This is a genomic window from Roseovarius pelagicus, from assembly GCF_025639885.1.
Classification (GTDB): domain Bacteria; phylum Pseudomonadota; class Alphaproteobacteria; order Rhodobacterales; family Rhodobacteraceae; genus Roseovarius; species Roseovarius pelagicus.
Genome location: NZ_CP106738.1, coordinates 2,067,463 through 2,083,747, shown reverse-complemented (window position 1 = coordinate 2,083,747; position 16,285 = coordinate 2,067,463). Strand labels below are relative to the sequence as shown.

The 16,285-nt window shown below is 57.5% G+C and carries 15 protein-coding genes and 1 pseudogene; 3 read left to right on the top strand and 13 right to left on the bottom strand.

Going from position 1 to position 16,285, the window contains the following annotated elements:
* Positions 1-2: 2 nt before the first annotated feature.
* From N7U68_RS11435 to tmpA, 6 genes are all read right to left on the bottom strand, one after another.
* Positions 3-803, bottom strand: coding sequence for an ABC transporter ATP-binding protein (locus N7U68_RS11435; protein WP_165195399.1), 801 nt, complete (start codon positions 801-803; stop codon positions 3-5).
* 3 nt (positions 804-806) lie between these two features.
* Positions 807-1,595 carry an ABC transporter permease gene (locus N7U68_RS11430; RefSeq protein ID WP_206295689.1) on the bottom strand — a complete coding sequence of 263 codons (789 nt, stop codon included), beginning with the start codon at positions 1,593-1,595 and terminating at the stop codon, positions 807-809.
* Between the two features lie 105 nt (positions 1,596-1,700).
* A complete protein-coding gene (locus N7U68_RS11425; RefSeq protein WP_165195401.1) occupies positions 1,701-2,732 on the bottom strand; it encodes an ABC transporter substrate-binding protein in 1,032 nt (343 codons plus the stop codon).
* Between the two features lie 188 nt (positions 2,733-2,920).
* Positions 2,921-3,097, bottom strand: coding sequence for a hypothetical protein (locus N7U68_RS11420; protein WP_263046875.1), 177 nt, complete (start codon positions 3,095-3,097; stop codon positions 2,921-2,923).
* Positions 3,098-3,579: 482 nt separating this feature from the next.
* Positions 3,580-4,167, bottom strand: a complete 588-nt coding sequence (tmpB, locus tag N7U68_RS11415) for a (R)-1-hydroxy-2-trimethylaminoethylphosphonate oxygenase (protein WP_165195405.1) — start codon at positions 4,165-4,167, stop codon at positions 3,580-3,582.
* Positions 4,164-5,306: a 2-trimethylaminoethylphosphonate dioxygenase gene (gene tmpA / locus N7U68_RS11410; RefSeq protein ID WP_263046874.1), complete on the bottom strand. Its 1,143-nt coding sequence runs from the start codon at positions 5,304-5,306 to the stop codon at positions 4,164-4,166. The genes tmpB and tmpA overlap by 4 nt, the downstream gene beginning before the upstream one ends.
* Before the next feature lie 105 nt (positions 5,307-5,411).
* On the opposite strand from tmpA, the gene N7U68_RS11405 reads away from it, so the two are divergent.
* Entirely contained in the window at positions 5,412-6,272 is an 861-nt protein-coding gene (locus N7U68_RS11405; RefSeq protein WP_263046873.1) for a LysR family transcriptional regulator, read from the top strand.
* Between the two features lie 69 nt (positions 6,273-6,341).
* Here the strand turns inward: N7U68_RS11405 and N7U68_RS11400 are convergent.
* The 6 genes and pseudogenes from N7U68_RS11400 to N7U68_RS11375 all read right to left on the bottom strand — a co-directional run bounded on the left by N7U68_RS11400 (position 6,342) and on the right by N7U68_RS11375 (position 12,328).
* A pseudogene (locus tag N7U68_RS11400) lies at positions 6,342-7,956 on the bottom strand (ABC transporter ATP-binding protein).
* Positions 7,957-7,961: 5 nt separating this feature from the next.
* Positions 7,962-8,786 carry an ABC transporter permease gene (locus N7U68_RS11395; protein ID WP_241188093.1) on the bottom strand — a complete coding sequence of 275 codons (825 nt, stop codon included), beginning with the start codon at positions 8,784-8,786 and terminating at the stop codon, positions 7,962-7,964.
* Between the two features lie 11 nt (positions 8,787-8,797).
* Positions 8,798-9,751, bottom strand: coding sequence for an ABC transporter permease (locus tag N7U68_RS11390; RefSeq protein ID WP_263046872.1), 954 nt, complete (start codon positions 9,749-9,751; stop codon positions 8,798-8,800).
* 45 nt (positions 9,752-9,796) lie between these two features.
* Positions 9,797-11,152 carry an ABC transporter substrate-binding protein gene (locus tag N7U68_RS11385; RefSeq protein WP_263046871.1) on the bottom strand — a complete coding sequence of 452 codons (1,356 nt, stop codon included), beginning with the start codon at positions 11,150-11,152 and terminating at the stop codon, positions 9,797-9,799.
* A complete protein-coding gene (locus N7U68_RS11380; protein ID WP_263049148.1) occupies positions 11,113-11,328 on the bottom strand; it encodes a twin-arginine translocation signal domain-containing protein in 216 nt (71 codons plus the stop codon). The genes N7U68_RS11385 and N7U68_RS11380 overlap by 40 nt, the downstream gene beginning before the upstream one ends.
* Positions 11,329-11,368: 40 nt before the next feature.
* Complete coding sequence (locus tag N7U68_RS11375; protein ID WP_263046870.1) at positions 11,369-12,328, bottom strand: NAD(P)-dependent oxidoreductase; 960 nt, start codon at positions 12,326-12,328, stop codon at positions 11,369-11,371.
* Between the two features lie 231 nt (positions 12,329-12,559).
* Between N7U68_RS11375 and N7U68_RS11370 the strand changes: the two genes are divergently transcribed.
* The gene (locus N7U68_RS11370) at positions 12,560-14,158 is read left to right on the top strand and encodes a GMC family oxidoreductase (protein ID WP_263046869.1); all 1,599 of its coding nucleotides are present in this window, start codon (positions 12,560-12,562) and stop codon (positions 14,156-14,158) included.
* Positions 14,155-15,360 (top strand): mandelate racemase/muconate lactonizing enzyme family protein, encoded by a 1,206-nt coding sequence (locus tag N7U68_RS11365; protein WP_263046868.1) that lies wholly within the window; start codon positions 14,155-14,157, stop codon positions 15,358-15,360. The genes N7U68_RS11370 and N7U68_RS11365 overlap by 4 nt, the downstream gene beginning before the upstream one ends.
* Positions 15,361-15,370: 10 nt before the next feature.
* Here the strand turns inward: N7U68_RS11365 and N7U68_RS11360 are convergent, their stop codons facing one another.
* The gene (locus tag N7U68_RS11360) at positions 15,371-16,180 is read right to left on the bottom strand and encodes an enoyl-CoA hydratase/isomerase family protein (protein WP_263046867.1); all 810 of its coding nucleotides are present in this window, start codon (positions 16,178-16,180) and stop codon (positions 15,371-15,373) included.
* Between the last annotated feature and the right edge of the window lie 105 nt (positions 16,181-16,285).

Sequence of the window (16,285 nt, the reverse complement as noted above, 5' to 3'; positions counted from 1 at the left end):
GTTCATGCCTCCTGAAGTGTTTCCGCGTACTGATCGCGGATAATCTTGTGAATGTCGGACCGCAGATCGAAAAAGGTTTTCATATCGGCAGTACCGTTGCGGCGATCTTCGACGGGAATGATGGCATCGACGTCGATTTCCTTGACCACGCGGGCCGGCCGGGCCGAGAAGATGACAATGCGGTTGGCCAGAAGGATCGCCTCCTCGACGTCATGGGTGACGAAAATCGTGGTCTTCTTTTCCTCGGTGTTGATATCCATCAGCTGAAGTTGAAGATGTTCGCGTGTCTGGGCGTCCAGCGCGCCGAACGGTTCATCCATCAGCAGAACCTGCGGCGACGAGGCCAGTGTGCGCGCGATCGCAACCCGTTGGCGCATGCCCCCCGAAATCTTGTTGGTGTAGAAATCCCTGTATTTCGTCAGGCCAACCATATGCATGTAGTGGTCAGTGACCTCGTTCTTTTCCGTCGCAGTGATATCCTTGCGGTAGCGTGTGCCGAACTTGATGTTCTCGCGCACGCTCAGCCATGGAAATGACGAATAGGATTGAAACACCATGCCCCGACGGCGGTTGGGGCCTCCCAGTTCCTCTCCCTCCAGCCGGATGATGCCATGATCGCGCGTTTCCAGCCCCCCGACGATCCGCATCAGGGTGGTTTTGCCACAGCCTGAGGGCCCGAGGAACATAACCATCTCGCCTTCGCGGATGCCCATGGTCAGGGGCAGGACTACCTTGGTTTCGGTCTTGCCATCATCGGACCAATAGGTCTTGGCGATGTTTTCAATTTCCAGAAAATGGGTCATGTGTCACCTGCGCAGAAAGGGGAAGAGCTTCTTGTGAGCCAATCGGAAGGCCTGATCGGTCAGGAGGCCGATGATGCCGATGGCGATGATTCCAGCCATGACCTCGGGTGTCTTGACGAAACGGCGCAGCGACCAGATCACATGGCCGATGCCGGAATTGGCTGCCACGATTTCGGCGATGATCAGATATGTCCAGCACCAACCCAACGTGATCCGCAGATTGTCCACCATATTGGGCAGCGCGGCGGGAATGATGATATGGCGCATGATCTGGCCGTTGCTGGCGCCCAGCGTATGGCCGGATTCGATATATTCGCCCGGGACCCTCTTTGTGTCGTCTGCAATCAGCAGGATCAGCTGAAAAAACGTTCCCATCCAGAGTACCGCGATCTTTGACGCCTCTCCGACGCCGAACCAGATCACCAGTAGCGGCACCAAGGCGGGCACGGGCAGATAGCGCACGAAGTCGATGAACGGCTCAAGCACGGCTCCCACGGCGCGATAGGTGCTCATCAGCAGACCCAGCGGCAAGGCGATCACCACCGACAGTAAAAAGGCGAACCAGACCCGACCCACGCTGATCAGCACATCGCTGGCAAAATCCCGTTCCGTGAACAGACGGACAAAGGCCTCGGCCACCGACAGGGGCGTGGGCAAAAACTCGGGGCGGATGACCCCTGATATCGCGGTCAGATGCCAGATAAGCAGGAACAGAGCAAAACCGAATATGCCAAGCAAAAGCTGAGTACGGCGGCCAAGCGTGCTGCGAAAGGCAAAGAGTGAAACGGACAAAGCGGGATCTCCCAGATGGATCGGCGGATTAGGCCAGAGAAATTTGGGCTGGTTGCCACCCCGGCCTGTCAGCCAGCGCCGGAGTGGCAAACGGTTTGACTTGGATCAGCGCTCGGCGCCGTCGAACAGACCCTGCAACAGGCTGCCGTCGACATAGGGCTGATAGGGTAGCGGGCCGTCCTGCAAGTCGAGCGTCACGTTAATGTCGTTGAACGCTTCCAGAACGTCTTTCAGCTTGCCCTCGCCATCGGGGCCGGGAAGGTAGGCGACGCTTTCCTCGTAGGACGTGTATTTCATCCCTTGAAGCGCCTCTTTCATCTCATCGTCAGACGTGTCGAAGAACGGTGCAGCAATAGAGATGAATTTGTCGGGGTCTTCGGCGTAGAGATCAATCGCCCGATAAATGCCGCGCAGAAACTTAGCGTATTTCTGTGGGTTTTCCTCGTAATCTTCGGTGCGCACGATGATCACATCGGTGATCAACCCCTCGTAATCAGCGGAGCTGAGCAGAATATGCGCGCCCTCGCGCGACGTGCCTTTCACGATCGAACTCATCATCGGTTCCCACGTGGCAACAGCGGATACACTGGAGTCCTCAAACACCGCGGCGGAATCGTCGGTAGCAACGAGCTGAATGTTCACATCCTCGATGCTGCGCCCGATCTGTGACAACGCGTGTTGCACCAGCGTGGTGCCGGGGTGATTGATTTCCCCTGCCATCGTTTTGCCGATCAGATCTGCCACCGACTGGACGTCGCCCGCCGCGACCACACCATCAGCGCCCACGGAAATGTCGATCGTACCGATCACTCTACCTGTAGTGTCGGACTGACGCGGGCGTGACATGGATTCACCGATGGTGCGTATGGTGCAATCGATTGACCCGTTTGCCATGGCGGGCAACACATTGGCCCGATCATTGTCGAACGAGGTCGTCACCTTCAGCCCTTCGCTTTCAAAATAGCCTTCTTCCTGGGCCACGAAGATCGGCGCGTTGCCATACCAGAAGGGGAAAATGCAGTTGATTTTGTCCTGCGCTGCCGCAACATCGGGCAACACGTTCAGCGCGGCGGCGAGAGCTGCTGCGGTCAGAGCGCCCGAAGCACGGCTGACGATTTGGGAGTAGGTATAGAGCATAGTCTTGTCTCCTTGTTGATTCCGAGTCTGCGCTCGGTCGTTGTTGTACCTGTGACGCTAAAATCGCGTCGGCGCCGATAAAATATCAGAAACGTGAGGATTGCTGCGACTAGCGTAGATGTAATGAGGCTTTATGTTTTTGAGAATCGGCGTTTTGGTGAGCGAACCTACGCTCTGATACGGACGGTTCAGGTGTAGAGCCCCGTCATGTTTCTGTCTGTTGATTGGGTCTCGATCGAGGCTGCTGACCTTTCGCCGAACCATGGCGTCCTGCGATCCACATTTTCGATTCCGGCGCGATAGATCTCAGCGGTATAGGTGCTTTCGTGCAGACCGATCCCCTCGGCCGTCAGCGGCGAGAGCACGACGCCTATCTCCGGCAACAAGTAGAACAGATAATTGAACCACACCAACAACTGTGTGCGGCGAATGAAATCACCGCCCCAGTACAGGCAGCCAGAGACAAAGCCATCACTGGGGTCACGGGCCTTTCATAGTCTTCTGACCCGATCAGGCTCCAAGTATCGAGAAACTGGGAGCAGTTTCAGGATGGCGGAAATCGGGCTTCCACCACCTATAATTCTCTCCCTGGAGAAAGTATTGTTTTAAATTCAATATCTTAGGAATTTTTCCCAAAATATTTGTATCGGCTCCGGAATCGGAAGCCCGACACTGACTGGCGCCGGGCTTCCGATTCAAGTGGCTGCGTTCCCGCCAAGCCAACGCCCCTTAGATTGATGGTGAAACGTACGGGGATCGAAACAGCGACTGCCAAGTAGATAGATAGAGAGGCATCTACCGATCAGCTTTCAAGGCTAGGTTTGCCAAGTACAACATCGCCAATGTTTCAGCCGCAGTGCTGATCGACAATCCGCTGGACCATCGGTGCGAAGTGGGAAAAGGACGGCGTTTCCATATCCGGGTGTTTGCCCGCCTCATCCAGAAAGCGTACGGCGATGATTTCTTTCAGGTTCGGATTCTTTTCGAACTGCTGAACTTCGTCCGCGCTCATTGGCCCACCTTGCAGATTGAGCGAATGTATGGATGCCTCTGACAGTCGGTCAAAATATGAGGGTCGCGTGGCGCACAGGTATCTTTTTGCGGCAACGTGATACCGCACACAGTCTGTAACCAAACTGGGAAAAAATTCCTGCAGCACCTCAGCGCCGGCATCCTCGTGAAACTTGTCTTCGGTGTCATCCATGCTGAACATGCCGAATTCACTGGTGAAATGACCCACATCGTGCAGCAGGGCGGACACGATGATAACCTCGGGCTGGCCGTTTTGTTCGGCGATTGTTGCGCCTTGCAGCATGTGCTCTGCCATAGTGACTGGTTCGCCCAGATATTCCTCGCCGCCGCGCCGCTCGAAAATATCCTCCAGAAACGCGACAATGTTGCTGCGGTCCAATGTGCTGAAATCTGGCTTGCTCATTCGGCCGCCGCCAGATGTTCCGTTTCCAACACCGCCAATTTCGAATTGAGCGAATCCATATCGGCATAGCACCCTTGGAACCAACGCTTACCCGCTCCTGAATATCCCTTGCGGGCGTGCAGCACGCGTCGGTTATCCACCAAGAAACATTCGCCGGGCTCCAACCGAAACGAGACCTCCATCGCTGGGTCATCAATGATTTCACCCATCCGGCGGTAAGCGGCGTAGTAGGTCGCCATCTCATCGAACGGCACATCCGTGATGGCCGCGGTCGACCGATTGTTGAACCGGACTCCGATCAGCTCGCCATCGGGGGCGAGTTCAATCATCGGACGTCGGGACTGCAATATTACATCATCCGATCCGGCATATTCGAAATTGGCACAATAACGTGCCAGAACGTTAAACCATTCTTCGTTCTCTGCCCGCAGCCGCTCGGCCACCCGAAAGCCGTCCACGACCATATTTTCCCCACCGGCAGCAGAGCTTTCGAGACAATAAAGCACCTGAACCGTCGGCACAGGATCGCGGTATGGATTGTCCGTATGCGCCTGTAACCCCAGCCCGGTATACGCCAGGTTCGTCGGGTTTACTTCGGTGCGGACCTCGAAATGGCGTCCATAATTGGTCTCGCGCACATAACCGAACAGCTTGACGACCCGCATCAGCGCCAGTTCCTCAATCGGGCCGTTCGTTAGTTTAGCAAACCCATAGCGCGCGATCTGTCCCAGCCAGCGTTGTAATGCGGCCGGATCAGAGGAAACAGCGTCGAAACTGGCAACAGGCAGGTGCGACATCAGGTCGTTATCCCAAGTTTCGACACTGGGCTTGGTCCATCCGGCCTGCGTGTTCGCCGGGCGATCATAGGCGTTTTCCAGCAACCAGCTCAGCGCGTAGTCAACGGATTTGTCTTCGGGCGCAAACGTGACGCGCAAAGTGTCTCCGACGAGCGTCGCGGCACTGACGGATGTCTCTGCCGGGATGTCACCTAGTGCGATCAGGCGTTGACCGTTATCTGCGGATCGTGTCGCCGCATCCCACGCATTGTCGCGCAACCAGATCGCATGAAACCGGGTTTTGGTTTTACCATCGTCAAGTGTCAGATACGTGCCGTCTTTGTTCAGGATACAGTCTAACATTTTCGCGCTGCCTTTTGCGTCAGTGTGGCTTGGTTCGTTGCAACTATTCACGCATCACGTATAAACACAATCAATATAATTTTAATCTGAGATGTGGATTTTCTTATGCCTGATATGTCGTTGAACAACGTCCCGCTTGACTGGGTACGTGCGTTTGAGCGCGCGGGCCGAACCGGAAGTTTCACAGCAGCGGCGAAAGAATGTAATGTCACTCAGGCCTCGATCAGCCAACGGATTTCCAATCTAGAGAAACGCATCGGGTCGCGATTGTTTGTGCGCGACGCGCGCGGCGTCACCCTCAGCGTCGAGGGCGAGGCATGGCTGCCCTATGTCACCGCAGCGTTTCGTAGTCTCGACGAAAGTTATGAAGAGCTGTTTGGTATTCAGCGCGACAAGATCACAATTTCTGCAAGCGCGTCTGTGAACGAGTTGTGGTTGTCACCAAGACTTCGAAACTGGCAGAGCAAACACAGCGCGCAAATCGTGTTATCCACGATGGTGCTACAGGCAGAGGACAATTTTCTGGATACCACAATCCGTGTGCAATACGGCATTGGTGAAGGTCGAAATCACCACAAGGTTCCACTCTTTGCAGAACAGATCAGCCCTGTTGTCGCGCCCGAACTCATGGCTGGACACGGCTCATGGCTGGAACTGCCGCGGCTTGCGCTCTCGGGGCCGCGGCTCGGTTGGCACGAGTGGGCGCGCCATACAGGTGATCCGATAACGCCTGTGCCCAAATTGCGATTTGACAGCTTCTCTGCCGCGCTTTCGGCGGCGCTATCTGGTGCGGGCGTGCTGCTTGCCTCTCTGCCGCTTTGCACCCCGTTGTTAGACCAAGGCAAACTGATCCGCGTGTCGGAACATATGCTGGAGCCGCAAGAGTCCTACTGGATGATCGCGAACAAAGATGGCTTGACCAAGTCTGAGTGGAGCAACGTCACGAATTGTTTCCTCGACACATAGCGGAAGATCGGGTCGCCCACGGGTAGGTGGCGGAGGCGGCGATTACCTCGCATTGCGCGATGTTACCCGCTAGTCCGCCAGTTGCTTTTCCAACCAGCCGGCATCCATTTCGGGAACAGATTTCAGCAGCTTACGTGTGTAGTCCTGCTGCGGGTTCGTCAGGATCGAGTCGACGTCATTGGCTTCGACGATCTCGCCCGTGCTGCATGACAATCACATCATCTGCGATTGCGCGAACGGTCTGGATATCATGTGTGATGAACATATAGGAAACGCCTAACTCGGCCTGTAACCGGTCGAGCAGTTTCAACATCCCTTCCGCGACCACTTGATCCAGCGCTGATGTGACCTCATCGCAAATGATCAGGTCCGGCTCTGCTGCCAGCGCGCGCGCAATACCGATACGTTGTTTCTGGCCCCCCGACAGGCTGGGCGGCGTGCGATTGATGAACTCATCCGGTTCCATTTCGATCAGGCGTAACAGTTCACGCACCCGTTCTTTGCGGGCTTTGGCATTCAGCCCCAGATACTGTGAAACGGGGCGGCCAATAATGTCACCGATCCGCTTGCGCGGGTTCAGCGCGGTCTCGGCCATCTGATAGATCATCTGGATTCGCCGTAGGTCCGACAGGCTGCGTTTGCGGAAATCAGAGGCAAGCGGATGCCCCTCGAACAAGACCTCGCCCTGCTTTGGTGGCAACAGGCCTGTCAGGCAGCGGGCGGCAGTGGATTTTCCGCTACCGGATTCTCCGACAACCGCCAGTGTTCGGCGGCGATGCACGTCGAAACTAATGTCGCTCAGAACATCGATAGGCCCGTAGGATGCAGTCACATTTCGCAGAGACGCTAGCGGAACCGCGTCGCGCGCAGGGGCGGGCTGCGCGGCCTTGCGGAACTCGCGGACAGCCCAGAGGGTCTTTGTATATTCGGCTTGGGGGGTGGCCAGCATGGTGTGCGTTTCCGCCTCTTCCACTTCCTTGCCATGACGTAACACCTTTATCCGGTCGGCCATCTGCGCGACGACAGCCAGATCATGAGTGATATAGAGCGCGGCGGTGTTGAACTCTCGGACAATGTTGCGGATCGTACCAAGCACCTGAATTTGCGTTGTCACGTCCAGCGCGGTCGTCGGTTCATCAAAAATGATCAGGTCAGGTCGGCACGACATCGCCATCGCCGTCATGGCGCGCTGCAGTTGCCCGCCCGAGACCTGATGCGGATAGCGAAAACCTATCTCATGCGGCGTCGGCAATTGCATTTTTTCATAGAGTGCCTTGGCATCCGCTTCGGCCTCGTCGCGACCCCTCAGGCCAAAGCGTACCGGAGATTCGCAGTATTGGCGCATCAGGGAATAGGCGGGGTTGAACGCGGCGGCGGCCGATTGGGCGACATAGGCGATCCGGCTGCCACGCAGGCGGCGGCGTTTGCGGTCGCTGATGCTGACCAGATCCTGCCCATCGAACAAAACACTGCCGCCGCTGATCCGGCAGCCGTTTCGCGCGAATCCCATCGCGGCCAGTCCTATGGTGGATTTACCGGCGCCGGACTCGCCGATCAGGCCCAGAACTTCGCCCCGGTTCAGGCTTAGATCAACGCCATGCACGATGTCCGACCAGACGCCGTTTACTTTGGCTTCCAGCGTCAGGCCCTTGATATCCAAGAGGGGGAGAGGTCGATCACTCATGCCATTCAATCCTGCAATCCGCTGGCGCGAAACAGCATCCAGTCCACCACGAAATTGACCGCAATCGTCAGCAGGCCGATAGCTGCTGCAGGCAAGAGCGGTGTGATATCGCCAAAGGTAATAAGCGATGAATTTTCGCGCACCATGGATCCCCAATCTGCCGTGGGCGGCTGAATGCCCAGCCCAAGGAACGAAAGCGCCGCAATCAGCAGGAATACAAAGCAGAACCGCAGTCCGAATTCTGCCGCCAGTGGCGCGGTGATGTTGGGCAGGATCTCAGAGCGTAAAAGATAGGGTAGCTTCTCCCCCCTCAGGCGCGCGGATTCGATGAAATCCAACACGACCACATCCTTGGCCACCGCACGCGTCAGGCGGTAAACGCGGGTGGCCTCAAGGATGGCGATGACCGCGACCATGTTAAAGATCGACGTGCCGACGATAGTCAGCAGCAGCAGTGCTGCGATAAAGAGTGGGATTGCCATCATCACGTCGACGATCCGGCTGAGCACCTGATCGACAATACCGCCCAACGTGGCCGCCAGAAGGCCAAAGACGACGCCGATGATAAAGGTGATGACTGTCGCCGACAGTGCGATGCCAATCGTATTGCGCGCGCCGAACAGAATACGTGAAAGCATATCGCGACCAAGATTATCCGTGCCCAGCAAATGGGTGCTATCCCATAGCTGATACTGATCTCCGACGATCTCATGTTCGCCAAAGGGTGCGATCCAAGGTGCAAACAGGGCCACAAAGATATAGCCCAATATGACGATGATCCCGAACCATGCCGAAACCGGTGCTGTGCGCAAAACCGCCAACCGTTCCATGCTCGCCTCCATCATGTCGCGTGCCGCAGACGCGGATTGCTGAGCGTAGCCCCGATGTCGGCGGCCAGGTTGAGCAGGATATAAACGCTGGCGAAGAACAGGCTGCATGCTTGCACCACCGGGATGTCGCGCTTGGCCACGCTGTCGACCATCAATTGACCGAGGCCGGGATAGACAAAGATCACCTCGACCACGACGACACCCACCACCAGCCACGCCAGATTGATGGCGATCACATTGATGATCGGTGCCAGTGCATTGGGCAGGGCGTGTGCCATGATCACCTTTGGACGCGGGGCGCCCTTGATATGCGCCATCTCGACATAGGCAGAGGACAGCACATTGATGATCGATGCACGGGTCATCCGCATCATGTGCGCGCTCACCACAAACGTAAGCGCCAGCGCGGGCAGGATGCTTTGATAGATACGAGTTCCCAGCGTCGTCGTTGCATCAATCACCACAAACGACGGGAACAGCCCACTGCGGCTGAGCGTGACGATCAGCAGATAGGCAATCAGGAACTCCGGTATCGAAATGGCGGACAGGGAGATCAGGTTGATGAATCGGTCGACAAAAGAATTGCGATAGAGCGCGGCGACAATACCAAGACCCACTGCGATGGGCACCGCGATGACCGCGACCATCGCCGCCAGAAACAGCGTGTTTTGTGCGCGTGTGCCCATGATCTCGGTGATCGCGCGGCCATTGGCGTAAGACACGCCAAGATCGCCTTGCAGAATGTTACCCAGCCAGACGAAGTACCGTTCGACCGGGGGGCGGTCGAGGCCCAGTTCGCGCCGGATGGCGGCTACGGTTTCTTCGGTTGCTTCTTGTCCCAATGTGGCCTCGGCCAGATCGCCGGGCAGAAACTCGACAGCCGCAAAAATGACCATCGAGACGACAATCAAAGTCACAAGGCCCAGCAACAGCCGTTGGAGTATGAGTTTAACAGCTGGAGTCATGCCGGGCCTTATCTGGTTTTCTGGTCAGTTTCTAAATCGCAGGCGTTACGAGAACCACCAACGTTCAATCAGCAGGCCGCTGTCCATTTCCATGACAGTGCCAACGTCATCATGTGCCAGTTTCTCGTTATGCGCTTCGACGTGATTGGTAAAGATCGGGGCGATTACGCCACCATCCTGACTGATCAGGCGCTGCATTTCGCCGTACATTTCGCGCCGTTTTGCATCGTCCAGTTCGGTCCGGGCGGCAACCAGCAGCTTGTCGAATGCCTCGTTGCCCCATTGGGTCGCATTCCACGGCACACCCGACAGATAGGATGACGACAGGATCCAGTCCTCGGTCGCGCGGCCTGACGAATAGCTCGCGCAGAATGCCCGCTTGCGCCAGATGTCGCTCCAGTAGCCATCGCCGGGCACACGGTCCACCTCGACATTGATACCAGCGGGCGCTGCGCTCTCGCGGAACAGCACCGCCATATCCACGGCCCCGACAAAGGCACCATCAGAGGTGGCCAGATCAACTGACAGATCCTCCATTCCGGCCTTTTTGAGGTGGAATCGTGCCTTGTCGGGATCATAGGGGCGCTGGGCCAGATTGGGGTCGTGATACCGATTGGCCGGACCGATGGGCTGGTCGTTACCAATCTGGCCGTGACCCACCAGTACCTTGTCCAGAATGCTCTGCCGGTCGACTGCGTATTTCAGCGCCTCGCGCACGTGGTTGTCCGTAAACGGGTCCTGCGTGGTGATCATCTGGAACATGAAATGCTTGGTGCCGGGCTGCTCGTTGATGACGACGCCAGGAGCCGCGGATAGGCGCTTGAGCGTTTTGAGATCGGCCTGTGCGATGAAATCCACCCCACCCGACAACAACGCATTCGACCGCGCCGCCGGATCAACCATGTTGATCAGCTCGATTGAATCGAAATGCGCGCGGCTATCGCCCTTGAAATAGTTCGGGTTGCGCTTGGCCACGGCCCGCACGCCGGGTTCGAAGCTGTCAACCATGTAACCACCGGTGCCGATCCCCTGACCGATGGCATCCGAGGGCATCATGCACAGGTGATAATCAAACAGCAGGAACGCGAAATCGGCGTTGCCGCCATCCAGTGTGATCACGACCGTATGCGGGTCGGGGGCTTCCATCGTCAGGATCGGATCGACGATCTGCTTGATCGGTGATTTCGAATCTTCACCGCGGTGATGGTCAATCGATGCGATCACATCCTCTGCGGTAAAGGGCTTGCCGTTGTGAAACTCGACACCCTTGCGCAACTGAAACGTCCAGACTGCGGCATCTGGCGAGGCTTCCCAGCTTTCGGCCAGACCGGCGGTGACATTGCCATCGGCATCCACTTCGGTCAGGCGGCTATAGACGGCACCTGACCCCAAAATGGCCATGAACAAATCGCTGAAGCTGATCGGGTCGAAACTGTCTCCGGTATGGCCGCCGGGGATCGCAGCACGAAAGTGCCCCCCTTCTGGGGTGTGGCCTGCGCCATGGAACCGCCAAAAGGACCTGCCGCAAGCGCCAGCGCGGCAGCGCCGGTCGTCTTCAGCAATCCACGTCTGTTCATCTGTCCGTTCATGGGTGTTTCCTCCGAGTTGGTTGTTGCTTTATTGATTTACTGTTGTTTGTTGATCGCAAAAATCCAGTACGTCCCGCGCATCCATCATCTTGTCGGGAAAGCCGCCACAGCGCAGTTCGACCCCGGTGGCATCCTCCATCATCTTGACCACATGTGGCGTCCATGCGTCGGCGCCATATTTGGCCTTGGCTTCCAAAAACATCTGATCCATCAGCCCGGTGAACTTCAGTGGCACGTCATGTTCGCGTCCGAGTTCCATCATCAATCCCAGATCCTTGCATGCCAGACCCAACGTAAAGGAGGTGTCAAAGCTGCCATTCAGCACCACGGGCGCCACGCTTTCGAACTCTGCGCTGTTGCCCGAGCTGGCCTGAATGCCACGATAGGCCGCACCAAGATCCAGCCCGGCCCGCTTGGCCAGCATTAGCCCCTCGCCGAGGCCGATCAGGTTCACAAAGGCCAGCATGTTGGTGATGACCTTTAGCGTGGATGCGGCCCCAATGCCGCCCAAATGAAAGTTCGCTCCGCCAAACGCTTCGATTGCCCCCTTGTGGCGTGCAATATCCTCGTCACTGCCGCCCAGCAACACCGTGATTTCACCACGTGCCGCGCGATGCACACCGCCGGTGACAGGGGCCTCGATGGTGCCCACACCGCATGTTTTGGCGAGCTCGGCAATGCGCATCAGCTCGTGCACTTCGGTCGTGCTTGTCTCGATCCAGACACTCCCCGGCGACATGGCAGACAGCGCACCGTTCGGGCCGGTCATCACCATGGTTGAGATCTTAGGTGAGGTCAGGCAGGTGATCAGCCCGTCCACGTTCCGGGCGGCTGCCGCAGGATCGTCACACCATGTCGCGCCACGGTTCAACAGCTGCTCAGCCGCCTTTGGGTTCAGGTCATTTACCTGCAGTTCAAATCCGGCATCCAGCAGATTCGAAGCGATTTTTCCGCCCAGATTCCCCAGGCCGATAACCCCGTATTTCATGCAATTTCCTTTAACGATAGGCGGGCAAACCCCCCAAGGGTATCGCCACGTCAACGAACTTAGGTGGCGTTTGACGGATCAGTCCAACTAAGGTTTTACCCCTCAAAGCCAAAGTTTTTTGATCCATAGGTTCTGGACAGTGCGCCCTTGCGCGGCGTCTATGAGCAAAGGAAACAAGGGGCAGCGACGTGGTGAAAGACGCTGAATTTTTGCATCATCAAGGCCAACCTGATGGAGCAGTATGACTTTGTGATCGTCGGAGCAGGATCGGCGGGCTGCGTTCTGGCCCATGATCTGAGCGAGGGCGGCCGCAACCGTGTTCTGGTGCTGGAAAACGGACCGACCGACCGGCATCCATTCGTCAAGGTGCCGCTGGGCTATGGTTTGCTGTTTTATGATCCGGCGCGTAACTATCGCCTCGCAACCTGCCCGGAGCCGGGTCTGGGAGGGCGCCAGCTGTATTATCCGCGTGGCAAAGCTGTCGGTGGGTCTGGGTCCATCAATGCGATGGTCTATTGTCGCGGCCTGCCGTCAGATTTCGACGATTGGGAATCGCAGGGTTTAGCGGGCTGGGGATGGGATGGCGTTAGACCTGTTTTTGATGCGCTGGAAGAGGCCACAACCGGCATGTCTGTGACCAATCCAACGCGGTTGCGCCACCCTTTTACCCGGCATTTCGCCAGCGCCGCGCGCGAGTTGGGTCTGCCCGACGATGCCGATTTCAACGGAACCACGCCCGAGGGGGCGGGGTTCTATCGGATCACCACGCGCAATGGGCGACGCCGTTCCTCTGCTGATACGTTTCTACGGCCCGCGCTGGCGCGGGGCAATGTGCGGCTGCTGACGCATGCCCAAGTCGCCAGCATCACGGTGAAAGAGGGGCGCGCCACCGGCGTTAGTTATGTCCGCCATGGTAAGAGGTTTCACGCTGCTGCAAGCCGCGCTGTCGTCATGGCCGCCGGGGCGATTCATACGCCGCAAATATTGCAGCTTTCCGGGATTGGTGATCCGACGCTGTTGCAACAGTTCGATATCCCCGTGCAATTGGCCAACGACAATGTTGGTGCGCATTTGCAGGACCATCTGGCAGTAGGCTATTATTACCGTGCGTCCGAAAAGACGCTGAACAGTCAGCTGTATTCCCGGATGGCGCAGGCCGTGCAGGCGGTTCGGTATCTCGCGGCGCGACAGGGCCCGCTGGCCAACAGCGTCAATCAATATGGCGGCTTCCTGCGGAGCACACCGAGCTGTGCCACCCCTGACCAGCAGCTGTATTTCAATCCTGCCACCTACACCGAATCCCGTGGCCGGAATGGGCCTGTGATCCAACCCGACCCCTTTCCGGGCTACACGCTGTCCTTTCAACCGACCCGACCGGCAAGCCGAGGTCATGTTCGTATAACCGCACCCAATATCGACACCGCGCCCGAGATTTCGCTAGGCGCGTTGAGTTGCGACACCGATCTGGCCGCAGTTCGGGCCGGCGGGCGGCTGATCGCTCAGTTTGTCCGAACCGATGCGCTGCGAAAAGTGACAGAATCCGCCACCGCTTGCTGTCCGAGCGCCATGACTGATGATGAGATCATCGCTGACTTTCGTGCCCGCGCCGGATCAGTCTTTCACCCATGCGGCAGCTGCGCCATGGGTACCGATCCGGCAAAATCGGTTGTTGGTTCCGACATGTCCGTGCACGGAATGCGCGGCCTGTTCGTTGCAGATGCATCGGTTTTCCCCTCGATCCCATCGGGAAACATCAACGCTCCAACACTGATGGTCGCCCGCAAGGGGGCCGCACATATCCTGACTGCCACCAAAGGAAACCGCCCATGAAACTGACCGATCTCGAAGTCTTTGTCGTTGGCAACCCTCCGCCGCATTTCGGCGGGCGTTACTTTATCTTTGTCAAGCTGACGACCAGGTGTGGCATTGTTGGCTACGGAGAATGCTACGTGGCCACCTTTGGCCCGCATGTGGTCAAACACATGATCCACGATACGTTTCAGCGCTACTTTGAAGGCACCGACCCGCATCATATCGAGCGCCTCTGGAGGCGTGCGCATGGTTCTGGCTTCAGCCATCGGCCCGACGTGTCAATGATGGGGGTTTTCAGCGGGCTGGAAATGGCCTGTTGGGACATCATCGGCAAAGCGGCAGGGAAACCGGTCTATGAGTTGATCGGCGGGCGCGTGCATGACCGGCTGCGTGCGTACACCTACATTTATCCCGATGCACAGGACGCCATCCCACCTGCCGGTCAACGGGCCAAGGCTTATACCGATCCGCATGTCGCCGCCGAGCGCGCAGCGCAGTATGTCGATGCTGGATTCACCGCGGTTAAGTTCGACCCGGTCGGTCCCTACAGCGTATTCGATGGGCGTCAGCCTGATCTGCCATCGTTGGATCGGTCAGAGCAGTTCTGCAAATTGATCCGAGAAGCCGTGGGCAGTCGCGCGGACTTGTTGTTTGGCACACACGGACAATACACCGTGTCCGGGGCCAAGCGCGTAGCGCGCATGCTGGAACGTTATGACCCGCTCTGGTTCGAGGAACCGACGCCGCCTGATATGCCCGAAGTCATGGCTGAAGTGGCAGCGTTTACGTCCGTTCCGGTCGCCACCGGAGAGCGTCTTTGCACCAAATTCGAGTTTGCCCGCGTACTGGAGGCCAAGGCAGCCACGATCCTGCAAATGAACCTGGGTCGCGTCGGCGGTATCCTTGAGGCGCGCAAGATCGCAGCCATGGCAGAGACGAAATACGCGCAAATCGCGCCCCACCTATATTGTGGTCCGCTTGTGGGGGCCGCCAACGTTCAGGTTGCCACTGCCACCCCAAATTTCCTGATCTTGGAGAGTATTGAGGACTGGGGTGGTTTCCACGCCGACATTCTGACGTCAAAAATGCCGTTCGAAGAGGGGCATGTGATCCCTCCTACTGCCCCCGGTCTAGGGGTCGAACTGAACGAGGAAGTCGCCCGCGCCCACCCCTATGACGGGACATTGCTGCATCTGCAGATGTCGCCTGACCCGGCCTGATGTCCGGGCTTCAGCCAACCTGACTGTCGCGCCATTCAAGCGCGGCCTTCAGCCCGAGTTCCTTTCGGATGCGGTTGAATTCCATCCGTTCCGGCGATTCATCAGCCTCGATCGCAATGCCAACCTCCAGCGCCTCGGCAAGTGCTTCTCGCATTCGGGCCAGTGCGTATGTCCGATTGATCGCTGCCTTGGTCATCTGTACCGATTTGGCCGAGGCGCTGGTGATTTGCTGGGCCAATGCCAGCGCCGCCTCCAGCGCATTGCCGTCAGGCACCACCCGGTTGAGCAACCCCATTTCGTGACACCGTGCCGCAGTGATCCGGTCATTTCCGGTCAGCAGGATTTCCTTGGCCTGCTTGGGACCAGTCACATAGGGCGCCAGCAACGCCACAATGCCGGACCCAAAGCGGACCTCAGGTTCGCCGAACAATGTGCCCTCATCCGCCACAGCCAGATCACAGGCCATCAGGATCTCCATCGCGCCGGCGATACAGAACCCGTGCGCTGCCGCAATTGTCGGTTTGGGGCTGTTCCAGAACTGCATGATAAAGTCGAAATCGGTGGTCAGTGCCTTGCGCCACTGGTCCTCGCCGGAAATGCCCTTGGCAGCGCTTTCCTTCATGTCAAAACCGGCGGAAAAGCAACGCCCCTCGCCATGAACGACGATGGCCAATACCCGGTCATCTGCCTGAAACGCATCGATTGCCGCGTGTGTGCTGTCGATCAGGTCGGAATTGAACGCGTTCATAACCCGAGGGCGATTGAACGTCAGAATGCCCGTGCGCCCCTCGATGCGCGTTGTCACTGGTGCGTCGGTCATGTCGGCCTCTCTTTGATTTCTCGATCAGACCATAGCAATCCGCAACGCCCCCGACCCATCAAAAAAACAAGAGTCAGCCCCGCCGTTTTTCGAATGGTTTCATGT

What these genes read in the sequence shown, in the direction of transcription:
- N7U68_RS11395 (WP_241188093.1), bottom strand. Translation starts at nt 8,786, where the DNA reads ATGGAACGGTTGGCGGTTTTGCGCACAGCACCGGTTTCGGCATGGTTC.
- N7U68_RS11390 (WP_263046872.1), bottom strand. Translation starts at nt 9,751, where the DNA reads ATGACTCCAGCTGTTAAACTCATACTCCAACGGCTGTTGCTGGGCCTT.
- N7U68_RS11435 (WP_165195399.1), bottom strand. Translation starts at nt 803, where the DNA reads ATGACCCATTTTCTGGAAATTGAAAACATCGCCAAGACCTATTGGTCC.
- N7U68_RS11405 (WP_263046873.1), top strand. Translation starts at nt 5,412, where the DNA reads ATGCCTGATATGTCGTTGAACAACGTCCCGCTTGACTGGGTACGTGCG.
- N7U68_RS11360 (WP_263046867.1), bottom strand. Translation starts at nt 16,180, where the DNA reads ATGACCGACGCACCAGTGACAACGCGCATCGAGGGGCGCACGGGCATT.
- N7U68_RS11385 (WP_263046871.1), bottom strand. Translation starts at nt 11,152, where the DNA reads ATGGCCATTTTGGGGTCAGGTGCCGTCTATAGCCGCCTGACCGAAGTG.
- N7U68_RS11425 (WP_165195401.1), bottom strand. Translation starts at nt 2,732, where the DNA reads ATGCTCTATACCTACTCCCAAATCGTCAGCCGTGCTTCGGGCGCTCTG.
- N7U68_RS11375 (WP_263046870.1), bottom strand. Translation starts at nt 12,328, where the DNA reads ATGAAATACGGGGTTATCGGCCTGGGGAATCTGGGCGGAAAAATCGCT.
- tmpA (WP_263046874.1), bottom strand. Translation starts at nt 5,306, where the DNA reads ATGTTAGACTGTATCCTGAACAAAGACGGCACGTATCTGACACTTGAC.
- N7U68_RS11380 (WP_263049148.1), bottom strand. Translation starts at nt 11,328, where the DNA reads ATGAACAGACGTGGATTGCTGAAGACGACCGGCGCTGCCGCGCTGGCG.
- N7U68_RS11365 (WP_263046868.1), top strand. Translation starts at nt 14,155, where the DNA reads ATGAAACTGACCGATCTCGAAGTCTTTGTCGTTGGCAACCCTCCGCCG.
- N7U68_RS11370 (WP_263046869.1), top strand. Translation starts at nt 12,560, where the DNA reads ATGGAGCAGTATGACTTTGTGATCGTCGGAGCAGGATCGGCGGGCTGC.
- tmpB (WP_165195405.1), bottom strand. Translation starts at nt 4,167, where the DNA reads ATGAGCAAGCCAGATTTCAGCACATTGGACCGCAGCAACATTGTCGCG.